Origin of the sequence: Piscinibacter gummiphilus, from assembly GCF_002116905.1 — a bacterium.
Classification (GTDB): domain Bacteria; phylum Pseudomonadota; class Gammaproteobacteria; order Burkholderiales; family Burkholderiaceae_C; genus Rhizobacter; species Rhizobacter gummiphilus.
In genome coordinates this window covers 4,980,220-5,002,156 of sequence record NZ_CP015118.1, presented here as the reverse complement: position 1 = coordinate 5,002,156, position 21,937 = coordinate 4,980,220, and the positions used below count along the sequence as shown (strand labels likewise).

At 71.0% G+C, this 21,937-nt stretch carries 18 protein-coding genes and 2 riboswitches; of the genes, 13 read left to right on the top strand and 5 right to left on the bottom strand.

Annotated features, from left to right (window positions below; translation table 11 throughout):
- Both cobW and A4W93_RS22835 read right to left on the bottom strand, forming a co-directional pair.
- Nucleotides 1-1,050 (bottom strand): cobalamin biosynthesis protein CobW, encoded by a 1,050-nt coding sequence (gene cobW, locus A4W93_RS22840; protein ID WP_085752798.1) that lies wholly within the window; start codon nucleotides 1,048-1,050, stop codon nucleotides 1-3.
- 10 nt (nucleotides 1,051-1,060) lie between these two features.
- A complete protein-coding gene (locus A4W93_RS22835) occupies nucleotides 1,061-1,690 on the bottom strand; it encodes a HupE/UreJ family protein (RefSeq protein ID WP_085752797.1) in 630 nt (209 codons plus the stop codon).
- Nucleotides 1,691-1,811: 121 nt separating this feature from the next.
- Nucleotides 1,812-2,059: riboswitch (cobalamin riboswitch) on the bottom strand.
- A gap of 84 nt (nucleotides 2,060-2,143) precedes the next feature.
- Here A4W93_RS22835 and A4W93_RS22830 point away from each other — a divergent pair.
- From A4W93_RS22830 to A4W93_RS22810, 5 genes are all read left to right on the top strand, one after another.
- Nucleotides 2,144-2,545 carry a heme-binding protein gene (locus A4W93_RS22830; protein ID WP_085752796.1) on the top strand — a complete coding sequence of 134 codons (402 nt, stop codon included), beginning with the start codon at nucleotides 2,144-2,146 and terminating at the stop codon, nucleotides 2,543-2,545.
- A gap of 54 nt (nucleotides 2,546-2,599) precedes the next feature.
- Nucleotides 2,600-2,953 carry a CidA/LrgA family protein gene (locus tag A4W93_RS22825; protein ID WP_085752795.1) on the top strand — a complete coding sequence of 118 codons (354 nt, stop codon included), beginning with the start codon at nucleotides 2,600-2,602 and terminating at the stop codon, nucleotides 2,951-2,953.
- Nucleotides 2,946-3,662, top strand: a complete 717-nt coding sequence (locus A4W93_RS22820; protein ID WP_085752794.1) for an LrgB family protein — start codon at nucleotides 2,946-2,948, stop codon at nucleotides 3,660-3,662. Before A4W93_RS22825 ends, A4W93_RS22820 begins: the two co-directional genes overlap by 8 nt.
- Before the next feature lie 17 nt (nucleotides 3,663-3,679).
- Nucleotides 3,680-3,869, top strand: a riboswitch (yybP-ykoY riboswitch).
- On the top strand, nucleotides 3,870-4,439 hold the full coding sequence (locus A4W93_RS22815; protein WP_085752793.1) for a TMEM165/GDT1 family protein: 570 nt from the start codon (nucleotides 3,870-3,872) through the stop codon (nucleotides 4,437-4,439).
- A 70-nt stretch (nucleotides 4,440-4,509) separates the two neighbouring features.
- The gene (locus tag A4W93_RS22810; protein WP_157131756.1) at nucleotides 4,510-5,382 is read left to right on the top strand and encodes a DUF1444 domain-containing protein; all 873 of its coding nucleotides are present in this window, start codon (nucleotides 4,510-4,512) and stop codon (nucleotides 5,380-5,382) included.
- Nucleotides 5,383-5,803: 421 nt separating this feature from the next.
- Here A4W93_RS22810 and A4W93_RS22805 read toward each other — a convergent pair whose 3' ends face one another.
- The 3 genes from A4W93_RS22805 to A4W93_RS22795 are packed head-to-tail and all read right to left on the bottom strand — an operon-like array spanning nucleotide 5,804 to nucleotide 11,512.
- Nucleotides 5,804-7,180 (bottom strand): efflux transporter outer membrane subunit, encoded by a 1,377-nt coding sequence (locus A4W93_RS22805; protein ID WP_085752791.1) that lies wholly within the window; start codon nucleotides 7,178-7,180, stop codon nucleotides 5,804-5,806.
- Nucleotides 7,177-10,317, bottom strand: coding sequence for an efflux RND transporter permease subunit (locus tag A4W93_RS22800; RefSeq protein WP_085752790.1), 3,141 nt, complete (start codon nucleotides 10,315-10,317; stop codon nucleotides 7,177-7,179). The genes A4W93_RS22805 and A4W93_RS22800 overlap by 4 nt, the downstream gene beginning before the upstream one ends.
- 10 nt (nucleotides 10,318-10,327) lie before the next feature.
- Nucleotides 10,328-11,512 (bottom strand): efflux RND transporter periplasmic adaptor subunit, encoded by a 1,185-nt coding sequence (locus tag A4W93_RS22795; protein ID WP_085752789.1) that lies wholly within the window; start codon nucleotides 11,510-11,512, stop codon nucleotides 10,328-10,330.
- Nucleotides 11,513-11,642: 130 nt separating this feature from the next.
- Between A4W93_RS22795 and baeS the strand changes: the two genes are divergently transcribed.
- The 8 genes from baeS (at nucleotide 11,643) to A4W93_RS22755 (ending at nucleotide 21,936) form a co-directional block, all read left to right on the top strand.
- Nucleotides 11,643-13,043, top strand: a complete 1,401-nt coding sequence (gene baeS / locus A4W93_RS22790; protein ID WP_085752788.1) for a sensor histidine kinase efflux regulator BaeS — start codon at nucleotides 11,643-11,645, stop codon at nucleotides 13,041-13,043.
- The gene (locus A4W93_RS22785; protein ID WP_085752787.1) at nucleotides 13,040-13,726 is read left to right on the top strand and encodes a response regulator; all 687 of its coding nucleotides are present in this window, start codon (nucleotides 13,040-13,042) and stop codon (nucleotides 13,724-13,726) included. Before baeS ends, A4W93_RS22785 begins: the two co-directional genes overlap by 4 nt.
- A gap of 99 nt (nucleotides 13,727-13,825) precedes the next feature.
- Nucleotides 13,826-14,323, top strand: a complete 498-nt coding sequence (locus tag A4W93_RS22780; protein ID WP_085752786.1) for a sigma-70 family RNA polymerase sigma factor — start codon at nucleotides 13,826-13,828, stop codon at nucleotides 14,321-14,323.
- Complete coding sequence (locus A4W93_RS22775) at nucleotides 14,316-15,278, top strand: FecR domain-containing protein (protein ID WP_085752785.1); 963 nt, start codon at nucleotides 14,316-14,318, stop codon at nucleotides 15,276-15,278. The genes A4W93_RS22780 and A4W93_RS22775 overlap by 8 nt, the downstream gene beginning before the upstream one ends.
- 86 nt (nucleotides 15,279-15,364) lie before the next feature.
- Nucleotides 15,365-17,737 carry a TonB-dependent siderophore receptor gene (locus tag A4W93_RS22770; RefSeq protein ID WP_085752784.1) on the top strand — a complete coding sequence of 791 codons (2,373 nt, stop codon included), beginning with the start codon at nucleotides 15,365-15,367 and terminating at the stop codon, nucleotides 17,735-17,737.
- On the top strand, nucleotides 17,737-18,162 hold the full coding sequence (locus A4W93_RS22765) for a Fur family transcriptional regulator (protein ID WP_085752783.1): 426 nt from the start codon (nucleotides 17,737-17,739) through the stop codon (nucleotides 18,160-18,162). Before A4W93_RS22770 ends, A4W93_RS22765 begins: the two co-directional genes overlap by 1 nt.
- A 103-nt stretch (nucleotides 18,163-18,265) precedes the next feature.
- Nucleotides 18,266-20,590 (top strand): TonB-dependent receptor, encoded by a 2,325-nt coding sequence (locus A4W93_RS22760; protein WP_085752782.1) that lies wholly within the window; start codon nucleotides 18,266-18,268, stop codon nucleotides 20,588-20,590.
- A gap of 167 nt (nucleotides 20,591-20,757) precedes the next feature.
- Nucleotides 20,758-21,936 (top strand): efflux RND transporter periplasmic adaptor subunit, encoded by a 1,179-nt coding sequence (locus A4W93_RS22755; protein ID WP_085752781.1) that lies wholly within the window; start codon nucleotides 20,758-20,760, stop codon nucleotides 21,934-21,936.
- Nucleotide 21,937: the final 1 nt, after the last annotated feature.

The following is a 21,937-nucleotide window of genomic DNA, read 5'->3' as shown; positions in this document are numbered from 1 at the left end:
TCAGGCGATGGCGGCCTGGAGGCCACGGCGCAGCACGGCCTCGTCGAGTTCGTCGCCGATGAAGACGAGGCGGGTGGCCGGGGTCTCCGTCGCGAACCACTTGCGGTCGTAGTGGCTGTCGAACCGCGCGCCGACCCCTTGCACCAGCAGCCGCATCGGCTTGCCCGGCACGTGGGCGAACCCCTTGACGCGGTAGATCGCGTGGGCCTCGACCAGCGCGGCGAGGGCCGCCAGCAGGCGGTCGCGGTCGACGGCCGGCAGGTCGATCACGAACGCATCGAACTCGTCGTGGTCGTGGTCCTCCTCGTGGTCGTGGTGGCTGTCGCGCAGGTGGATGGTGGACTCGGCCGCGCGGCGCTGGCCGAGCAGCAGGTCCACGGGCAGGGCGCCACTGCGGGCCGGGACGATCTTGACGCTGTCGGGCAGTTCGGCGCGCACGACGGCCTCGGCCGCGGCGCGCTGGGCGTCGTCCATCAGGTCGGTCTTGTTGAGCACCACGAGGTCGGCGGCCGACAGCTGGTCCTCGAACAGTTCGTGCAGCGGCGACTCGTGGTCGAGTTCGGGGTCGGCGCGTCGCTGCGCGTCGACCGCTTCGAGGTCTTCCGCGAACTGCCCGGCGGCGGTGGCCGGCCCGTCGACCACGGTGACCACGGCGTCGACGGTGAAGACGGTCGCGATCTCGGGCCAGTTGAAGGCCTGCACCAGGGGCTTGGGCAGCGCGAGGCCGGAGGTTTCGATCAGCACGTGGTCGAGGTCGGCGCGGCGGGCGGCCAGCTGCTTCATCACCGGCAGGAACTCGTCCTGCACCGTGCAGCACAGGCAGCCGTTGGCCAGTTCGTAGAGCTGGCCCTCGACCTCGTTGCCGTCCTCGTCGCAGCCGATGCCGCAGGCCTTCAGGATCTCGCCGTCGATGCCGAGCTCGCCGAACTCGTTGACGATCACGGCGATGCGCCGCCCGCCCGCGTTCTCGAGGATGTGGCGCAGCAGCGTGGTCTTGCCGCTGCCGAGGAAACCGGTGACGACGGTGGCGGGGATCTTGGCGTGGTTCATGTCGGACTCCTCACGCGGCCTGCGGCACGAGCTGCAGCGCGGCGAAGTACACGCCGACCAGCACGACGAGGGCGCCGGCGGGCACCGCGGCGCGCCGCACGCGGACGGGATCGCGGCGCGACAGCAGCGATGCGGCACCGAGCATCACGGCGAGCTGCACGAGCGCGAAGCCGAGCAGGTAGGCCGCCAGTGGCGCGGGTTCCGCGCCGACGATCGACTCGCCGTACGCATAGCCGTGCAGCACGCCGGCCACCGGCAGCGCGGCCCACAGCAGCGCGGCGGGCGACGCGCGGCGCCAGGCCACCGCGAGGCCGGCGAACACGACCGTCAGGGCCACGAGCAGTTCGGACCGGGGCACGTTGACGAGGGCCAGGTGCAGCACGGTGCCGGCGACGGCCGCGGCCACGAACGACGCGGCCAGCGCGATGCGCGGCACCGTCGCGACGCGGGACAGCACCCACGCGGCGGCCAGCACGAACGCGAGATGGTCGAGGCCGATGACCGGGTGGGCGATGCCCGAGAGCAGGCCCTGCAGGAAGGTGACCGGGGTCTTGCCGTCCATCGCGTGGTGCGCGAAGGCGGGGGCGGCGAGGAACGACGTGGCGAGGACGGCGGCCGGCCGTCGGAGGGAAAGGGTCATCGTGGGGCTCCTGGGCCTGCGTCCCCGCAGGCCGTCCGTGGTGGTGGCGGTCGCATCGGGCACACGCACCGGAGCCGGCCGGCGCACGCGCCGGCCTGCCCGGATGCCGCACGCCCGCAGCGACCGAGTGGTTCCGAAGGCCGGTCTCCGGGCTCGCGGAATGGCCGCACGCGTGGGGGAACGCGTGTGGCCGGACGACTCGCCTTCCCGCGCCGCGAGGCGCAGTGGCTGCAAGGCCGATGGATGGCCTTGCCCGAGACGTCCTGGTCCGCTGACCGTTGCGGGGGCAGCACAGGCTTCGCACCTGTTTCCCGTTTCACCGCGGCGTCCCCGGCAGGGACCCGCGACACCTTCGTCATCGCCCATTCTAGGGTGGCGGGCATGGCGCTTGCGGTCCAACATGTCCAAACGACCGGCGCGCACCGCGCCGGGGCAACACAAGGAATCCGTCCCATGAAGTCCAAACCCGTCCTCACCCAGTCCGACGTCGCCCGCGTGCTCGACGCCGCCCGGGCCGAAGCCACCGCCAACGGCTGGGCCGTCACCCTCGCCGTCGCCGACGACGGTGGCCACCTGCTCGCCCTCGAACGGCTCGACGGCTGCGCGCCGGTCGGTGCGTACATCGCGACCGAGAAGGCCCGCACGTCCGCGCTCGGCCGGCGCGAGAGCAAGGGCTACGAGGACATGGTGAACAAGGGGCGTTTCGCGTTCCTGTCGGCTCCGCTCTCCGGGCTGCTCGAAGGGGGCGTGCCCATCGTCGTGGAAGGCCAGGTGGTGGGGGCCATCGGCGTGTCCGGTGTCAAGCCTGAGCAGGATGCCCAAGTGGCGAAGGCGGGCGCCTCGGTGTTCGCCTGACGATCCGGCGGCACGCTGCCAGAATCGTTCGTTTCGACGAACGAGGAGACGAGGGTGGAGGCGCTGCGCGGTTTGGCGATCCTGTTGTTGTTCCAGGCCGCCGGTGAAGGCGTGGCCCATGGCCTGTCGCTGCCGTTCCCCGGGCCGGTGATTGGCCTCGTGCTGCTGCTCGGCGGCCTCTCGTGGCGGCTCGTGCGCGAGCCGGTGTCGGCCGCGGCCGACGTGCTGCTCGCCCACCTGTCGCTGCTGTTCGTGCCGGTGGGGGTCGGGGTCATCGTGCACCTGGACCTCGTCGCGCGGTTCGGGCTGCAGTTGATGGCCGTGATCGTGGTGTCGACGTGGATCGGCATGGCGGTCACCGCGCTCGTGCTGCGCCGACTGCTGAAGGAGGACGGCGCCCATGAATGATTTCGTCCAGCTCTGGGTCTACCTGTCTTCGAGCCCGCTGTTCGGCCTGACCGCCACGCTGCTCACGTACGTGACCTGCTCGGCCGTGTACGACCGCGTGGGACGCGCACCCTGGGCCAACCCCGTGCTGTGGTCGGTGCTGGTGCTGGGCGCGGTGCTCGTGCTGACCGGCACCGCCTACCCCGTCTACTTCGCCGGGGCGCAGTTCGTGCACGTGCTGCTGGGCCCGGCGGTGGTCGCGCTCGGCTGGCCGCTGTGGGTGCGGCGCGCGGAAGTGCGCCGGCGCGGCGTGGCGCTCACCCTCGCGGCGCTGGCCGGCGGCCTGGCCGCGGCCGGCAGCGCGGCGGCGATGGCGTGGGCCGTGGGCCTGCCGGAGGAAGTGATCCGGTCGCTCGTGCCCAAGTCGGTCACGGCGCCGGTGGCGATGGGCATCGCCGACCGCATCGGCGGCGTGCCGGCGCTGGCCGCCGTGTTCGCCGTGGTGACCGGCCTCGTCGGCGCGTTGACCGGCCGCTACCTGTTCACGCTGCTGCGCATCGAGTCGATGGCCGTGCGCGGCTTCGCGATCGGCACCGCGTCGCACGGCATCGGCGCGGCGCGGGCGATGCAGGTCCATCCCGACGCCGGCGCCTACGCCGGCATCGCGCTCGGCCTGCAGGTGCTGCTGGCGGCGCTGCTCATTCCGCTGTTCGTGCGGTGGCTGGCATGACGCGGCTACAATGGTGGCTTCCCGTCATTGGGGAGTAGCTGACCGCCACGCGCAACGTGTGGCGGGGCCCGCGTCAACACACTTGGCCCTCACGGCCATGGCGCGGGCAGTGGAACACCCACCTGGCAAGACCTTTGACTGCACGCCTTCCGGAACAAGGGCCGGGCGGGTGTGCGGTCGTCTTGGTTGTCAGGCCCTGGAGTGTTCATGGAAGCGTTTCTGATCTCGACCGGCGTGGTCGCCCTGGGTGAAATGGGCGACAAGACGCAATTGCTGGCCATGCTGCTGGCGGTGCGTTTCAAGCGGCCGGCCCCCATCGTGCTGGGCATCCTCGTCGCCACCCTCTTCAACCATGCCGCGGCCGGTGCCGTCGGTGGCTGGGTCGCCTCCGCGCTCGGCCCGGACGTGTTGCGCTGGGTCATCGGCATCTCGTTCATCGCGATGGCCGGGTGGATGCTGATCCCCGACAAGATCGACGAGGACGAGGCCGTGTCGGCCCGCTACGGCGTGTTCCTCACCACCGTGGTCGCGTTCTTCCTGGCCGAGATGGGCGACAAGACGCAGATCGCCACCGTCGCGCTCGCCGCGCGCTACAACGACCTGCTCGCCGTGGTCGCCGGCACCACGCTCGGCATGCTGATCGCCGACGTGCCCGCGGTGTTCGTGGGCGACAAGATCGCGAAGCGCGTGCCGATGAAGCTCGTGCATGCGATCGCGGCGGGGATCTTCGCGGTGCTGGGGGTGCTCACGTTGTTCAACGTGGGCAAGCTGTTCTGACTGGGCGCGCGGCGCTGCGGCAGAATGGCGCGCCCCGTCCGGGGCGTCCCGGATGCCTGCCCCTGCCGCCATGTCCCCACCCTCGTCTCGTTGGCTGAACCCGATTGCCGCCCTGCTGTTGCTGGTGGGGGCGCGTGCCACAGCTGCGGCGCAACCGCTCCCGCGCGACGAGCCTGCGTTCACCGCCCACATGGCCACGGTGTTCCAGGCCGAGGCGGGCGACATCCCCGTGCGTGTCAAGGCGGGCGAGCCGCTGACGCTGGAGGTCGACCGCATGCAGGTCAATCTCGATCGGCTCTACAACTACTGCCTGCGGGTCCGCGGGAACTGCGCCGACCAGGCGACCACCTTCGCCAAGGCGATGAAGGAGATGCTGACCGAAGCCAAAGCGCCGATGGACAAGGCGGCGATCCGCCTCGTCGTGCGCCCGCGCGAGTACCTCGGGCAGGTGCCGCCCTCGGCCGACGGGAGTGGCTCGACGCTGCAGACGCGTCCGCTGGTCGACGGTCTGATCACCGTCGTCGTGCTCGACACGCCCCGTGCCCTCCGGCCGATCCTGGCGGGCGACCTGCCGAAACTGGGCGTGACCGCCGGCGAGTTGTTCCAACTGGCCGAGGCGAACCTCGTGGCTGCCCTGCGGCCGCTGGGCGATGTCACGGATCCGGTGCGGGCCGGCAAGATCGGCGTGGTGGGCGGCGACGTGTACGAGGTCGGCCGTCTCGCACTGGTGGGGCAATGGACGGAGCTCGCCGTGGCCCAGGGCGGCACCTTGCTCGTGGTCCTGCCGACCACCGACGTCGTCCTGTACATCTCGGAAGCCACACCGGCGGCGATCGAAGCGCTGCGCGGGCAGTCCCGCCGCATGGCGGGACGTGCGCCCAACCCGCTCGCGCCGGAGATGGTGCTGCGATGGGCGCCGACGGGTTGGCAGCTCGTGCCGTGACGGGTTGCAGCGGCAGTGGAGCCCGGCCTCCTCTCACTGCTGCCGGGAAACTGAGACACCGTCAGAACACTCGTCATCCCGGCGAAGGACCATCGCTGTTCGGGGAAAATCGAGGGGTCGGCGATGAGCCGCATCCCACGCGGGATGCAACGCATCCACCGGTGTCGAGACTCGATCGCCTCGTAAAAACAGGCAGTCATCCCGGCGCAGGCCGGGACCCTGTGCGTTGTTCACCGCTCAGGCTCTGGACAGTCCTCCGCGATGGCTTGTCGCCCTCGTGCCCGGATGCAGTGTCGCGAGGTTCAACACCGCGCTTGCGGCAAGGCCCAGGGTCCCGGCCTGCGCCGGGATGACCAGTGTTTTGAGGACATCTCTTTTTCCCGGACAGCAGTGGACCTTCGCCGGGATGATTCGTTCTGCCTCAGTCCCCGCCGCCGCCCAACGCGCGGTACAGATCCACCCGGTTGATCTCCTCCAGCAGCCGCAGCGAGATCGCCGTCTGCTGCGACGCATACAGCGCGCGCTGGTTCACCAGCACGTCGAGGTAGCTGCTGGCGCCGCCTTTGAAGAGCGCGGTGGACAGGTCGAACGCGCGCTGCGAGGACTCGACCAGCGAGTCCTGCGCGGCGAGCCGGTCGGCGAGCGTGGCGCGTTCGGCCAAGGCGTCGGCGACGTCGCGGAACGCGGCCTGCACGGTGGCCTCGTAGGTGGCGATCTCGATCTTGCGCTGGGCCTCGGTGGCCGTGACGTTGGCCTGCCGCGCGCCCGCGTCGAACAGCGGGATGTCGATCGACGGTGCGAAGCTCCAGACCCCCGTGCCGCTGCCGAACAGGCCCGACAGCGTGCGGCTCTGCGTGCCCACCGATGCCGTCAGCGAGATGCTCGGGAACAGCGCGGCGCGCACGGCGCCCACGTCGGCGTAGGACGCCTTCAATCGATGCTCCGCGGCGATCACGTCGGGGCGCTTCAGCAGCACCTCGGACGGCAGGCCCGCCGGCACGTCGACGAGGCGGCTCGCGCCGGCCCCGGCGCCCGGTGCGGGCAGCAGGCCGTCCGGCACCGCCGCGCCCACGAGCAGGTCGAGGGCGTTGCGGTCGACGCCGACGCGGCTCGTGTACGTGCCCACGTCGACCCGCGCGGCGTCCACCGTCATGCGGGCCTGGGCCAATGCGAGGCCCGACGTGCCGCCCAGCTCGCGCGTGCGGCGCACGAGGTCGTACGCGGTCTCCTGGTTCTTCAGCGTGTCGCGCACGAGCGCGAGGCGTTCGGTGTCGGCCGCGAGCGTGAGCCACGCGGTGGCCACCTCGGCGACGAGGCTGATCTGCGCGCTGCGCCGGTTCTCCTCCACCGCGAAGAAGGCCTGCAGCGCCGATTCGTTCAGGTTGCGGATCTTGCCGAAGAAGTCGATCTCGTAACGGGCGAGGCCCAGCTCGGCGGTGTACTGCGTGGTGGTGGTGCCGGTGGTGGCGCTGCGCTGGCGCACGCCGCCCACCGAGCCGTCGACCGTGGGGAACAGGTCGGCGCGGGCGACACGGTACTGCGCCTGCGCGCGTTCGATGTTCAGCGCGGCGACGCGCAGGTCGCGGTTGTTGGCGAGCGCGAGCGCAATGACCTGGCGCAGTCGTTCATCCGACACGAACGACTGCCAGTCGGCCGGCAGCGCGGGGCCGCCGGTGGCCGGGGCGCCCGTCCATTGACCGGGCACCGGTGCGGCGGGCTGCTCGTATGGGGGCGCGAGGTTCACGCAGCCGGCCAGCAGCGCCGCAGCGCACAGGGTGCTCAGGGCGAGGCGGCTCATGGCGTGGCCTCCGTGGGCGCCGCCGGCTGGACCTTGCGGCGGCCGAAGACCTTGCGGACCACGACGTAGAAGATGGGCACGAAGAAGATTCCGAGGATCGTGGCGGTGATCATGCCGCCGAGCACGCCGGTGCCGATGGAGCGGCGGCTGCCGGCGCCGGCGCCGGTGCTGAAGGCGAGCGGCAGCACGCCGAAGCCGAAGGCGAGAGAGGTCATCAGGATCGGACGCAGCCGCTGGCGCACGGCCTTCAGCGTGGCCTCGACCAGCGCCATGCCCTGTTCCTCCAGGGCCTTCGCGAACTCGACGATCAGGATCGCGTTTTTCGCGGAGAGGCCCACGGTGGTCAGCAGCCCCACCTGGAAGTACACGTCGTTGGTCTGCCCCGCGAGCGTGGTGGCGGCCAGCGCGCCGAGCACGCCGAGTGGCACGACCAGCATCACCGAGAACGGCACCGACCAGCTCTCGTACAGCGCGGCGAGGCAGAGGAACACGAACAGCACCGAGGCCGCGTACAGCAGCGGTGCCTGCGCACCCGACAGACGCTCCTGGAACGAACGCCCCGCCCACTCGTAGCCGACACCGGTGGGCATCTGCTTCATGGTGTCCTCGATGATGCGCATCGCGGTGCCCGAGCTGACGCCCGGTGCGGGGTCGCCGATGAGTTCGTACGAGGACATCCCGTTGTAGCGCGTGAGCTGCGGCGAGCCGAAGGTCCAGCCGCTGGTGGCGAAGGCCGAGAACGGCACCATGTCGCCGGTGGTGTTGCGCACGTACCAGTTCTTGTACGACTCGGGGTCCATGCGGAACGGCGCGTCGCCCTGCATGTAGACCTTCTTCACGCGGCCGCGGTCGATGAAGTCGTTGATGTAGCTGCCGCCCATCGCGGCCGACAGTGTGTCGTTGATGTTCCCCGTGGTGAGGCCCAGCGCGCCGGCGCGGCGGTCGTCGATGCGGATGTTGAACTCCGGCGTGTCGACGAGGTTGTTGTTGCGCACGCGCGAGAGTTCGGGGTGGCTGTTCGCGAGGTCGAGGAACTGGTCCCGTGCGGCAGCGAGCGCCTGGGGCCCGATGCCGCCCACGTCCTGCAGCTGCACCGAGAAGCCGGCGTTCGCGCCGAGGCCGCGCACGGCCGGCGGCAGCAGGATGAAGACCTGCGCGTCGCGGATCTCGCGCTGCAGGTCGCTCGTGTAGCGCCGCGCCAGCTCGGCCGCGCTCTGGCCCTTGCCCGTGCGCTCGCTCCAGTCCTTCAGGCGGATGTAGCCCTGGCCTGTGCCCTGGTTGCCGCCCTGGCCGCTCACGAGGTTGTAGAAGCGGACGACGTCGGTCTCCTTCGACAGGTACGTCTCGATGCGCGACAGTGCCTGCTTGAGCCGCTCGTCGGTGGCTCCGGCCGGCATGCGCACCTGCACCTGCAGCGTGCCCTGGTCCTCCTCGGGCAGGAACGACGTGGGCAGCCGCACGTACAGGAACGCGGCGACGCCGAGCAGCAGCGCGTACAGCAGCATGCTGCGGGCGTTGCGCTTGAGCAGCCCGGCGACGCCGCGCTCGTAGCGGTCGGCGTTGCGGTCGAAGAAGCGGTTGAAACCGTTGAAGAAGCGGCCCATCAGTCCCGGCCGGTCGGTGTGGCCGGGCTCGTCGCCCTCGTGCAGCAGCGTGGCGCACAGCGCGGGCGTGAGGGTCATCGCGACCAGCACCGACAGCACCATCGCCGACACCACGGTGATGGAGAACTGCCGGTAGATCACGCCGGTGGACCCGCCGAAGAAGGCCATCGGGATGAACACCGCCGAGAGCACGAGCGCGATGCCGACGAGCGCCCCGGTGATCTCGCCCATCGACTTGCGCGTGGCTTCCAGCGGCGTGAGCTTCTCCTCGCTCATCAGCCGCTCGACGTTCTCGACGACCACGATGGCGTCGTCCACCAGCAGGCCGATGGCGAGCACGAGCCCGAACATCGTCAGCGTGTTGATCGAGTAGCCGAACACCGAGAGGATGCCGAAGGTGCCCAGCAGCACGACCGGCACCGCGATGGCCGGGATCAGCGTGGCCCGCAGGTTCTGCATGAACAGGTACATGATCAGCACGACCAGCACCATCGCCTCGAGCAGCGTGTGCACCACACCCTCGATGGAGATCTCGACGAACGGCGTGGTGTCGAAGCTCACGATGGCCTTCATGCCCGGCGGGAAGAAGGGCGAGAGCTCGTCGAGCTTGGCCTTCACGGCCTTGGCCGTGCCCACCGCGTTGGCGCCGGTGGCGAGGAAGATCACCATGCCCGAGGCCGTGTTGCCGCCCAGGCGCGCGCGGGTGGTGTAGTTGTCGCTGCCGAGTTCCACGCGGGCCACGTCGCCCACGCGCACCACCGAGCCGTCGGCGGCCGACTTCACCACCACGTTGCGGAACTGCTCGACCGTCTGCAGCTTGCCGCGGGCCGTCACGGTGGCGTTGAGTTGCTGGCCGGACGTGGCGGGCAGCGCGCCCAACTGGCCGGCGGACACCTCGGTGTTCTGCGCCGCGATGGCGGTGCGCACGTCACCGGGCATCAGGCCGTACTGGTTCAGCTTGGCCGGGTCCAGCCACAGGCGCATCGCGTAGCCGGTGCCCTGGATGTTGACGTCGCCCACGCCGTCCACGCGGCTGATGACGTCCTGCAGGTTGCTGGAGATGTAGTCGCCGAGGTCGGTGGCGGACATGCTGCCGTCTTCCGAGATCAGCGAGACGACCATCAGCAGGTCGGTGCCGGCCTTCGTCACCGACACGCCCTGGGCCTGCACGGCCTGGGGCAGTTGCGACATGGCCTGCTGCAGCTTGTTCTGCACCTGCATCTGCGCCACGTCGGGGTTCGTGCCGGCCTCGAAGCTCAGGCGCACGTTGGCGGTGCCGGCCGAGTTGCTGGTGCTGGCCATCGAGACCAGGCGGTCGAGGCCCTTCAGGCGCTGCTCGATCACCTGGGTGACCGAGTCCTCGATGGTCTTGGCCGACGCGCCGGTGTACGTGGCGTTGATCGAGATGGTGGTGGGGGCGATGTCCGGGTACTGCTCGAGCGGCAGCGTGTGGATGGCCACCGCGCCGGCGAGCATGATGACGATCGCGATGACCCACGCGAATATGGGCCGGTCGATGAAGAAACGTGCCATGGCGCGCCCCTCAGCGGGCGGCGGCCGACGCGGCGCGCGGCGCCGACGCGGACCGCGCCGGTGCCGACGCCGAGGCATCCACCGGGTTCACCGTGGCACCCACGCGGGTGCGCTGCAGGCCGTCGACGATCACGCGGTCACCCGGCTTCAGGCCGGAGGTGACCTGCCAGCGGCCGCCGATCGCGCGGTCGACCGTCAGCTTGCGGGCCTCGACCTTGTTCTCGGCGCCGATCACCCAGGCCACGGCCTCGCCGGCCGGGTTGCGGGTGATGCCCTGCTGCGGCACGAGGATGGCCTGGTCGGCGACACCCGTTTCGAGCAGCGCGCGCACGTACATGCCGGGCATCAGCATGCCTTCGGGGTTGGGCACCTCGCCGCGCAGCGTGACCGCGCCGGTGGCGGGGTTCACGGCCACGCCCGAGAACTTCAGGCGGCCGGGGTGCGCGTAGGGCGTGCCGTCTTCCAGCACGAGCTTGATGGGCGCTTCGGCGCTGCCCTTGCGCTGCTGCAGCGTGCCGTTCGCCAGCTCGCGCTTGAGGCGCAGCAGCTCGGCGCTGGACTGCACCACGTCGACGTACAGGGGGTCGAGCTGCTGCACGGTGGTGAGGGCGGCGTCCTGGTTCGCGGTGACGAGGGCGCCCGGGGTCACGGTGGACACCGAGACGAACCCGTCGATGGGCGAAGCGATGCGCGTGCGGTCGAGGTTGATGCGGGCGGTCTGCAGCGCGGCGCGGGCCACCTCCAGGTCGGCCTCGGCCTGCTTCGCGGCGGCCTGGCTGGTGTCGCGCTGCTGTTGGCTGATGGCGTCGATCTTGACCAGTTCGGCGTCGCGGGCGGCCGTGGTGCGGGCGGTGCCGAGGGTGGCCATGGCCTTCGAGACACCGGCCTCGGCGCTTGCGACGGCGGCGCGGAACGTGGCGGGGTCCAGCTCGTACAGCACCTGGCCCGCCTTCACCCGCGCGCCTTCCTCGAACAGCCGGCGCAGCACGATGCCGCCCACCTGCGGCCGGATCTCGGCGATCAGACGCGCCTTCGTGCGGCCCGGCAGTTCGGTGGAGATGGCCTGGCTGCCGGCCGTGACGGTGAAGACGCCGACCGTGGCCGGCTTCGGAGGGGGAGGGGGTTCCTTCTTCGAGCAGGCGGCCAGGGCGGCGACGAACACCAGCGCGGCGAGACGGGAGAATCGGGAAGTCATGGGAGGAAGGCGGACTGCAAGACGGTTGCCTGCGATCCTGGCACCCAATTGTGGAGAGACATTGAAGAACCTGTGCAACCGTCCGTCCCGGTTGCCATCCGCCGGGCGATCGGCGCTAATCCCTTCTCCGATGAAGATCAGCATCACCGCCAAGTTGTTCGCCGCCGTCCTCGCGACGGCGCTGCTCGTCGCGCTCGCGATGGGCGTGGCGGCGCACCTCAACCTCAAGCGCGGTTTCCTCGGCTACCTGAACGAACAGGGCGAGCTGCGCCTCGAGGCGGCCGTGCCCGGCGTGACCGCGGGCTACCGGGCCAACGGCAACAGCTGGAACTTCCTGCGCGAGCACCCGGAGCTCTGGTACAAGCAATTGCGCCCGCTGGCCGACGACGAAGGCCGCGCGCTCGACCCCCGTGAACGCCCGCCGCCCACCGTGTCCGAGCTCACCGGCGCCACGCGCCGCTTCGCTCTCTACGACACCGACCGCCGCCGCGTCGCCGGCTTCGAGGGCTCCACCGCGCCCGAGGTCGAGCGGCCCATCGTGGTGGACGGTGTCACCGTCGGCTGGCTGACCATGGCCCGCTTCGAGGCGGTCAGCTCCGCGGCCGAACGCCGGTTCGAGGACGCGCAGTGGCGCTCCCGCTGGCTTGTCGGCGCCGGTGCCATGCTGCTGGCCGCGGGCATCGCGGTGTGGGTGTCGCGGGCGCTCCTCACGCCGGTCAAGGAGGTCGCGGCCGCCACGCACCGGCTTGCCGCGGGCGAGTACGGCACCCGGGTGCACATCGAGGCGCGCGACGAGGTGGGCCAACTGGCCGTCGACTTCAACCGCCTCGCCCACACGCTGCAGCGCAACGAGGAGATGCGCCGCGAGTTCATGGCCGACGTGTCCCACGAACTGCGCACGCCGCTGGGGGTGCTGCACGGCGAACTGGAGGCCATCGAGGACGGGGTGCGCACCCTCGACCGCGAGTCGGTGCGGTCGCTGCAGGCCGAGGTGGCGACGCTCAACAAGCTCGTGAGCGACCTGTACGACCTGTCGCTCGCCGACGTGGGCGCGCTCACGTACCGCAAGGCCGACCTCGACGTGGCCGAGACGCTGCGCCTCGCCGCGGGGGCGTTCCGCGAGCGGCTGTCCGAACGCGGCATCAAGCTCGCGCTGGTGCTGCCCGAGGCGCCGCTGATGGCGTTCGTCGACGAGCGCCGCCTCGTGCAGCTGTTCAACAACCTGCTCGAGAACACGTGCCGCTACACCGATGCCGGGGGCATGCTGCGCGTGTCGGCGCGTCTCGACGGGGCGAGGGTCTGCATCGACTTCTCCGACACCGCGCCGGGCGTGGCCGACGAACAGCGTGCGCACCTCTTCGAGCGCTTCTACCGCACCGACGCATCCCGCAACCGCCAGAGCGGCGGCGCCGGGCTCGGCCTCGCGATCTGCCAGCGCATCGTCGAGGCCCACGACGGCCGCATCGAGGCGAAGGCCTCGCCGCTCGGGGGACTGTGGATCGCGATCGAACTGCCGCAGGGGGCCGCATGAGCGGGACGAGTTCACCCGCCCGCATCCTCGTCGTCGAGGACGAACCGAAGATGGCCGCGCTGGTGGCCGACTACCTGCGTGCGGCGGGCCACGAGGCCGAGTGCCTGGCCGATGGCCGCGACGTGGTCGACGCCTACCGCCGCCACCGCTACGACCTCGTGCTGCTCGACCTGATGCTGCCCGGCCGCAGCGGCCTCGACGTGTGCCGCGACCTGCGCGCGTTCAGCGACGTGCCCATCGTGATGCTGACGGCGCGCGTGGAGGAAGCCGACCGACTGCTCGGGCTCGACCTGGGTGCCGACGACTACATCAGCAAGACCCCGTTCAGCCCGCGCGAGATCGTCGCGCGCGTGAAGGCGATCCTGCGGCGCAGCCGCGCGGCCGACCTCGCCGAGCCGGTGGCCCTGTCCATCGACGAGGACGGCTTCCGTGCGTCGTACGCCGGCAGCGACCTCGACCTCACGCCCATCGAGTTCCGCCTGCTCAAGACGCTGGCGTCCACGCCGGGCCGCGTGTTCTCGCGCGATGCGCTGCTCGACAAGCTGCACGCCGACCAGCGCGCCGTCACCGACCGTGCGGTGGACAGCCACGTGAAGAACCTGCGCCGCAAGCTGGAGGCGGCGGGGGCGGGGCCGGACTGCATCCGGTCCATCTACGGCGTGGGGTATCGCTTCGATCTGTGACGGCTCCGGGACAGGATCCGGCGGATTCTTTACAATGGGAATGCTAGCCATTCTCATTTGTCTCGGGGTCCGATCCGCGGGACCCGCGAGTTCCCCCCGATGCAGACCGAGCACGTCGCCGCCTTTTCCACGCTGTACGCCGAGCACCATGGCTGGTTGCGTGGTGTGCTGCGCCAGCGCCTGGGCTGTGCCCACCGGGCCGAGGACCTGGCGCAGGACACTTTCCTGAAGGTGCTCGCCACCCAGGCCACGGCGGTGATGCGCGAGCCGCGCGCCTTCCTGACCACCATCGCCCACGGGCTGGTGGTGAGCCACTGGCGCCGCCTCGAGATCGAGCGGGCCTACGCGGCTGCCCTCGAGGCGCAGCCGGCCGCCCTCGCGCCGTCGCCGGAGGACCGGGCGCTCGTGCTCGAGTCGCTGGTGCGCATCGACGCGCTGCTGTCGCGCCTGTCGGCCAAGGCCGGCATGGCCTTCCTGATGGCGCAGGTCGACGGCCTGACCTATGCCGAGATCGCCGAACGCCTGGGGGTCTCCGACCGCATGGTGAAGAAGTACATGGCCCAGGTGATGAACGAACTGCTGCTGGCCGATGCCTGACGGGGTCGACGCCGCGGTGCTGCGCGAGGCGGCCCGCTGGTTCGCCGTGCTGAACGACGAGCGTGTGAGCGAGGTCGACCGGCAGCGCTGGCTCGCGTGGCGCGACGCCGATCCGTCGCACGCCCGCGCCTGGCAGCGGGTCGAGCAGATGCGCCAGCGGTTCACGCACCTGCCGCCGGCCACCGACCGCGCCGCGGCCGTGGACGCCCTGGTCGCGGTGCGCGGCCGCCGGCGCGCGATGAAGGCGCTGGCCGTCACGGGCGGCGTGGGGCTGGCGGGGTGGATGGCCGCCGAGTCGCAGGCCGTGCGCACGCTGACGGCCGACGCCCGCACCTCGGTCGGCGAGACCCGAGCGATGGCCTTGCCCGACGGCTCGCGCGTGTGGCTCAACACGGCGTCCGCGATCGACGTGGCCCACGGGCCGTCGCTGCGCCGCCTGGTGCTGCGGGCCGGCGAGGTGCTGGTCGAGACCGCCGCTGCGTTCGACACACGGCCCTTCGTGGTCGACGTGCCGCAGGGGCGGCTCGTCGCGCTCGGCACACGCTTCTCGGTGCGCGACGAAGGGGACCGTTGCGGTGCCACCGTGTTCGACGGCCGGGTCGAGGTGCAGCCCGCGAGCGGCGGTGCGCCCCGGCAGGTGGCCGTCGGCGAACAGCTGAGCTTCGACCGCACCGGTGCCGGCACGGTCCGCCCGGCCTCGGCCGGCCGCGAGGCCTGGTCGCGCGGGATGCTGCTGGCCGACAACCTGACCCTCGGCGAGTTCCTCGCCGAGCTGTCGTCGCACCACCGGGGGGTCATGACCTGCGCCGACGAGGTCGCGGCGCTGCGCCTCGTGGGCGCGTTCCCGCTGGCCGACCTCGACGCGGTGCTGGCCGTGCTGGAGCGCACGCTGCCGGTGAGGGTGCAGCGGCCGGTGCCCGGCTGGGTGCGTGTGGGACCTCGTTCGACGACCTAGAAAAAAAGTTCGTCCCGCGGTTCCCCTTTCGGGCCGGTCGTTCGGCATACGGGAGCAAGACCCGTTCGCGAGCCCGATCGCCCCCCATGCCGTTCCGTCCGCCCGTTCCCTGGAAGACCCACATCCGCCGAGGTGTCCTCGCGGCGTGGGTGGGCCTGTCGATGCTCGCGGCCGCGGCGGCGGGGCCCGCGGCGCCGGCGCCGGTGGCGGTGGCCGAACGCAGCTACCGCATCCCGCCCGGGCCGCTCAGCAGCACGCTGGCCCGGTTCGCCGCCGACGCCGGCATCCTGTTCGCCGCCGACGGCCGGCTGACCGACGGCAAGTCGAGCCCGGGCCTCGACGGTGTCCACTCACTGTCCGACGGGTTCGCCCGCCTGCTCGCCGGCACCGGCCTCGAGGCGGTGTACGACGGCCGCGCCTACACGCTGCGGCCGCTCACCATGTCCGCCGAAGCCACGCTGCCGGTCGTCACCACCCGCGCCGTGCCCGAACCGGCGACGTACCTCGCGGCACACAGCCGCACCGTCTCCCGCACCGACACGCCGCTGCAGGATGAACCCCAGTCGGTGACCGTGATCACGCGCGGCGCCATGGACGACCTGGGCGCGCAGAGCCTCGGCGACGTGGTCCGCTACCTGCCCGGCGTGGGCATTGCCCAGGGCGAGGGCAACCGGGACACGGCGGTGTTCCGCGGCGCGTCGTCCACGTCGGACTTCCTGATCGACGGCATGCGCGACGACGTGCAGTACTACCGCGACCTCTACAACATCGACCGCGTCGAGGCCGTGCGCGGCCCGAACGCCACGGCCTTCGGGTACGGTGCGGTGGGCGGGGCGATCAACCGCATCTCGAAGGTACCCACCCACACCCAGTCGCGCGAGGTGGAGGTGCAGCTGGGCTCGTGGCAGGACCGCCGCGCCACGTTCGACATCGACCAGCCGCTCGACGCGCAGTCCGCGCTGCGGCTGAACGGCCTCTACGAGGACTCGGCGGGCTACCGCGATGCCTTCCAGCTGCGGCGCCGCGGCATCAACCCGGTGGTGTCGGTGCGGCTGCCCGAACGCACGCGGCTCACGGCCGGCTACGAACACTTCGAGGACGAACGCACCGACGACCGCGGCGTGCCGTCCTGGCGCGGCTCGCCGCTCCCGACGGACCCGGCCACGTTCTTCGGCGTGCCGTCGGCGAGCCGCACGTGGGTGAGGGTGGACGCGCTCAACCTCTTCGTCGAACACGACGCGGGCGACGGCGTCGTGGTCAGCAACCGCACCCGCTACGCGCGCTACGACAAGTACTTCGAGAACGCCTTCGGCGGAACGGTGAGCCCGTCGGGCACCGAGTTCAACGTCTCCGCGCACAACAGCCGCACGCGGCGCGACAACCTTTTCAACCAGACCGACGTCACCGCCGTGCTGCGCCAGGGCGAGGTGGTGCACACGCTGACGGCGGGGCTCGAACTGGGCCGACAGGCCACGGACTCCCGCCGCCAGACGGGCTTCTTCAGCGACGGCTCCACGTCGATGCTGGCACCCGTGGCCGCCCCCGAACTCGACGTGCCCGTGGTGTACCGCACCACGGCGACGGACCCGGACACCCGCGGCACCGCACGGTTCGCCGCGCTCCTCGTGCAGGACCAGCTGCGCGTGTCGCCGCAGTGGCTGCTGGTCGGCGGGCTGCGCTACGACCGGCTCGCGCTGGACCTCGACGATCGCCGCCAGGCCACTGCGTTCGCCACGCGGGACGACCTGTGGTCGCCGCGCGCGGGCGTCGTGTACCAGCCCGTTCCGGCGCTGTCGCTGTACGCGAGCTACGCCGTGGGCCACCAGCCGCGTGCCGGCGAGCAGCTCGGCTCGCTGACGCCGGGCACGCAGGCGCTCGCGCCCGAGACCTTCGTCAACCGTGAGCTCGGTGCCAAGTGGGCGGTGCGCCCGGGGTTCGACGCCACGTTCGCGTGGTACGTGCTCGACCGCGAGAACGTCGCCGTGGTCGACGGCAGCGGCCAGGGGACACTGGTCGACGGACAGCGGTCGCAGGGGGTCGAGGTGGGCGTGTCCGGCACGTGGTCGCCGCGCTGGCGCATGTTCGGCGGCTACGCGTACCAGGACAGCCGCGTGCGCGAGTCGCTGTCGTCCATGGCCCCGGCGGGCGCGGCGATGCCGCACGTGCCACGGCATTCGCTGTCGTGGTGGAACCGCGTGGAGCTGGACCGCACCTTCGCCGCGGGGCTGGGCGTGCTCTACCGCGGCCCCGTCTACACCTCGACCGACAACACCGTGCAGCTGCCCGGGTTCACGCGCGTGGACGCCGCGCTGTTCGCGAACCTCGACCCCGCCTGGCGCGTGCAACTGAACGTCGAGAACGTGTTCGACACGCGCTACTACGCATCCGCGCACAGCAACAACAACATCCTGCCCGGCTCGCCACGCGCAGTGCGGCTCGGCGTGACGGCGAGGTTCTGATGGCGAACGCTGCCGAAACCCTCCGCCAGCACGACCTGCGGCCCACCGCGGCGCGCGAGTGGGTGCTCGGCCTGCTGACCGAGCACACCGCGGACGGCGGCTCGATCACGCCCGAGGCCCTGCACCGCCGGCTCGCCGAACAAGGCCACCGGTCGAGCCTGCCGTCGGTCTACCGCGTGCTGGTCGAGCTGACCGACGCCGGCCTCGTCGAACGCTTCCGGCCCGCGCCCGGCGCGAGCGTGTTCGCGCTCAAGCGCGGGGCCCACGTGCTGCACCTGCTGTGCACCCGCTGCCGGTCGGTCGAGGTGGTGCGCGATGCCCGCGCCGCGTCGCGCCTGCGTGCCGTGGGCGAGGCCCGCGGCTTCGCCCTCGAGCGGGTGGGCTGGAGCCTGCTGGGCCTGTGCAAGGGATGCTCGCCGCCCTGATTTCCCCGAGTTCGTTTCCTGTTCCGTTTCGTGACCAGCCAGCCACGCCCGTGTGCGACAGCCAGCCCGTCCATTCCAACCTCCTGACGTTGAAGGCTGTCCCATGTCGTACATCAAGCATCGAAAACACCCTGTCGCCGCGCTCGGCCTCGCCATGGCCGCCGGTGGTGTCGCGGCCCAGACCGCACCGGCCGCTGCGCCCGTGCTCCCGACGGTCAAGGTGACCAGCGCCGCCGAGAGCGATGTCAAGGTCGACAAGGCCAGCTCGAACAAGTTCACGGCACCGCTCATCGACACGCCGAAGACCGTGACGGTGATTCCCGTCGAGGTGATGCAGCAGACCGCCGCGGTCTCGCTCACCGACGCGCTGCGCATGACCCCGGGCATCACGCTCGGCGCCGGCGAAGGCGGCAATCCGGCGGGCGACCGCCCGTTCCTGCGCGGCTTCGACACGCAGTCGAGCATCTACGTGGACGGCCTGCGCGACCTCGCGCCGAGCTCGCGCGAAGTGTTCAACCTCGAGTCCGTCGAGGTCAGCAAGGGGCCCGACTCCGCGTACGGCGGCCGCGGCGGCGCCGGCGGCAGCATCAACCTCCAGACGAAGAAGCCCCAGCGCGAGACCTTCGCGGCCGGCAGTGTCGGCGTGGGCACCGACAAGTACACGCGGGTCACGGCCGACGGCAACTGGGCCTTCGGCGACAGCGGTGCGTTCCGCCTGAACGCGATGGTGCACGAGGCCGACGTCGCCGGCCGCAACGGCCCCGACAACAGCCGCTACGGCTTCGCCCCGTCGCTCGCCTTCGGCCTCGGCACACCCACGCGCGTGACGCTGCAGTACTTCCGCCTGCGCACCGACGACATGCCCGACAGCGGCATCCCGTACAACCAGTACAGCACCGCGGCCTACGCGACGATGGGCGCCGTGGTCGAACGCGGCCCGAACAACGGCGGCAACCGCGAGAACTTCTACGGCCTGTTCGGCCGCGACTTCCGCAAGGACGCGACCGACATGGGCACCGTGATCGTCGAGCACGACATCACCTCCACGCTCAAGTTCCGCAACATCACGCGCGCCTCGAAGTCCTCGATGGACTACGTGTGGACGCAGCCGGACGACAGCAAGACCAACGTCACGGTCAACGGCACCGTGTGGCGCCGCTTCAACAGCACGGCCCGGGACATCGACGTGATGGCGAACCAGACCGAGCTGTCGGGTGAGCTGGCCCACGACGGCATCAAGCACTCGTTCGCCGCCGGCCTCGAGCTGTCGCGCGAGGAAGCCGAGAACAACAGCTACCAGCAGATCGGCGTGCCGGGCTACACCACGTACAACGGCACGGCCGCGTGCACCCCGGCCGTGGTCGGCGCCCCGTCGAACTACATGTGCACGAGCCTCACCTCGCCGAACCCGAACGACCCGTTCATCGGCCAGATGGTGCGTGGCGCTGCCGCGGGACCCAGCAACTACACCACCAGCACGGTGTCGCTGTACGCGTTCGACACGATCCGCTTCAACCCGCAGTGGCTGCTGAACGCCGGCCTGCGCTTCGACCGCTACAAGACCTCGCAGCTCAACGCGATCTCGACCGTCAACGGCACGCCCACGCGCCTCGGCTACGCGCAGGACGACGACCTGATCAACTACCAGCTCGGCCTCGTCTACAAGCCGGCGGAGAACGGCAGCGTGTATGCCTCGGTGGGCACGTCGTCGACGCCGGGCGGCAACTCGGCCGGCCAGGGCACCGAGACGCAGAGCATCACCGTCGCGAACGCGAACAGCCTCGACCCCGAGAAGAACCTCGCCTTCGAACTCGGCACCAAGTGGGACGTGCTCGACGGCCAGCTGGCGCTGAGCGGGTCGATCTTCCGCCTCGAGACCACGAACGCGCGCATCACCACCGTCGACGGCCTCACCGAGATGGCCGGTGACCGCGTGATCAACGGCTTCGAGGTCGGTGTCGCGGGCCGCATCACGCGCGCCTGGGAAGTCTTCGGGGGCTACACCTTCCTCGACAGCGAGCAGAAGAACGTCGGCCTGACCAACATCGGCACCACCGCGGCGCCGAACTGGGTTCCGGCAGCGGCCACCGGCCAGCCGTTCAACAGCACGCCGCGCCACAGCGCGAGCCTGTGGACCACGTACCGCGTGATCCCGTCGGTGACGGTGGGCGGCGGCGTGTTCGCGGTCGACAAGGTCTACGGCGGCTACGCCTACGCCAACGGCGGCCGCACGGTCTCGAAGACGTACGTCCCGGGCTACACGCGCTTCGACGCGATGGCCAGCTGGGCGTACGACCGGAACATCTCGTTCCAGCTGAACGTGCAGAACCTGACCGACAAGGTGTACTACGACAAGGCGTACACGGCCCACTACGCGGGCATCGCCCCCGGACGTTCGGCCCAACTGAGCGCCAACTTCAAGTATTGATCGGGCCTCCCAGTCGGCGGGCGCCTCCTGCCCCCAGGAGGCGCCACGGGTCGCCCGGGAGAACCGGCCTCGCGTGTGGCTTGATCGACCGGCTGCGCGTCGCTGGCCTCTTCGCGTTCGGAGGGTGGATCGGGTTATGATGAGAACGATTCTCATTTGCTGACCCGATGACCGCCCCCGACGCCGCCCTTCAACCCTCCTTTTTCCGTTCCCGCAAGGGAGGGGCCGCGCTCGCGGCCCTCGTCGTTCTCGCCGGTGCGGCCTGGTGGCTGCTGCGCCCCGCACCCGCAGCCCGCGAGGGCGTGAACCCGTGGGCCGGCCCCGTGCCCGTGCGCACGGTGGACGTGCGCCGCGAGACCCTCGTGCTGCGCGTCAGCGCCATCGGCAGCGTCACGCCGCTGAACCTCGTCACGGTGCGGCCGCGGGTCGACGGTCCGCTCGACAAGGTGTTCTTCGAGGAAGGCCAGGCCGTGAAGGCCGGCCAGCCGCTCGCGCTGATCGATCCGTCGGTGTACCGCGTGCGGCTCGCGCAGGCCGAAGGGCAGCAGGCGCAGAACGCCGCGCTGCTCGCGAACGCCGAGAACGACCTCGTGCTGTACGAGCGCCTGCACTCGCAGGACTCCATCGCCCGCCAGCAGGTCGACAAGCAGAAGGCCCTCGTGCTGCAGCTGCGCGGCACGCGCCAGGCCGACCAGGCCGCGGTGGACAACGCGAAGCTGCAGCTCGCGTGGACCCGCATCGACGCCCCGATCGCGGGCCGCGCGGGCCTGCGCAAGGTCGATGCCGGCAACCTCGTCAGCGCGACCGACACCACGGGCCTCGTCACCATCGCGCAGACGCGCCCCATCACCGTCACGTTCAGCCTGCCCGAGGCGAACATCGCCGCCGTGCGTGCCGCGGCGGCAGGGGACAAGCCGCTCGGCGTGCAGGCCTGGGACCGCGAGGAGCGCACGCGCCTCGCCGAGGGCCGCCTCGCCACGTTCGACAACCAGCTCGACACCGCCACCGGCACCTTGAAGCTCAAGGCCCGATTCGAGAACGGCGACGACGCGCTGTTCCCGAACCAGTATGTGAAGGTGCGCCTCACGCTCGGTGAACGTCCCGACGCGGTGACGATCCCGGGCGACGCCGTGCAGTACGGCGAGAGCGGCCCGTTCGCCTACGTGGTGAAGGATGGCAAGGCCCAGCTGCGCAAGCTGTCGCTGGGCATCACGCAGGACGACCGCATCGAGGTGCTGAAGGGCGTGGCCCACGGCGAGGCCGTGGTGCTCGAAGGCCTCGACCGCCTGAAGGACGGGCGCGAGATCTTGGTCGTGCCGCCCGCGAAGCCCGCTTCGGGCGCCTGAC

Excerpts from the sequence above, each read along its gene's own strand:
- A4W93_RS22765 (WP_085752783.1), top strand. The coding sequence starts at position 17,737 with ATGGCGAACGCTGCCGAAACCCTCCGCCAGCACGACCTGCGGCCCACC.
- A4W93_RS22810 (WP_157131756.1), top strand. The coding sequence starts at position 4,510 with ATGTCCCCACCCTCGTCTCGTTGGCTGAACCCGATTGCCGCCCTGCTG.
- A4W93_RS22760 (WP_085752782.1), top strand. The coding sequence starts at position 18,266 with ATGTCGTACATCAAGCATCGAAAACACCCTGTCGCCGCGCTCGGCCTC.
- A4W93_RS22830 (WP_085752796.1), top strand. The coding sequence starts at position 2,144 with ATGAAGTCCAAACCCGTCCTCACCCAGTCCGACGTCGCCCGCGTGCTC.
- A4W93_RS22815 (WP_085752793.1), top strand. The coding sequence starts at position 3,870 with ATGGAAGCGTTTCTGATCTCGACCGGCGTGGTCGCCCTGGGTGAAATG.
- A4W93_RS22800 (WP_085752790.1), bottom strand. The coding sequence starts at position 10,317 with ATGGCACGTTTCTTCATCGACCGGCCCATATTCGCGTGGGTCATCGCG.
- A4W93_RS22775 (WP_085752785.1), top strand. The coding sequence starts at position 14,316 with ATGCCTGACGGGGTCGACGCCGCGGTGCTGCGCGAGGCGGCCCGCTGG.
- A4W93_RS22820 (WP_085752794.1), top strand. The coding sequence starts at position 2,946 with ATGAATGATTTCGTCCAGCTCTGGGTCTACCTGTCTTCGAGCCCGCTG.
- A4W93_RS22780 (WP_085752786.1), top strand. The coding sequence starts at position 13,826 with ATGCAGACCGAGCACGTCGCCGCCTTTTCCACGCTGTACGCCGAGCAC.
- A4W93_RS22805 (WP_085752791.1), bottom strand. The coding sequence starts at position 7,180 with ATGAGCCGCCTCGCCCTGAGCACCCTGTGCGCTGCGGCGCTGCTGGCC.
- A4W93_RS22785 (WP_085752787.1), top strand. The coding sequence starts at position 13,040 with ATGAGCGGGACGAGTTCACCCGCCCGCATCCTCGTCGTCGAGGACGAA.
- baeS (WP_085752788.1), top strand. The coding sequence starts at position 11,643 with ATGAAGATCAGCATCACCGCCAAGTTGTTCGCCGCCGTCCTCGCGACG.
- A4W93_RS22835 (WP_085752797.1), bottom strand. The coding sequence starts at position 1,690 with ATGACCCTTTCCCTCCGACGGCCGGCCGCCGTCCTCGCCACGTCGTTC.
- A4W93_RS22755 (WP_085752781.1), top strand. The coding sequence starts at position 20,758 with ATGACCGCCCCCGACGCCGCCCTTCAACCCTCCTTTTTCCGTTCCCGC.
- A4W93_RS22770 (WP_085752784.1), top strand. The coding sequence starts at position 15,365 with ATGCCGTTCCGTCCGCCCGTTCCCTGGAAGACCCACATCCGCCGAGGT.
- cobW (WP_085752798.1), bottom strand. The coding sequence starts at position 1,050 with ATGAACCACGCCAAGATCCCCGCCACCGTCGTCACCGGTTTCCTCGGC.
- A4W93_RS22795 (WP_085752789.1), bottom strand. The coding sequence starts at position 11,512 with ATGACTTCCCGATTCTCCCGTCTCGCCGCGCTGGTGTTCGTCGCCGCC.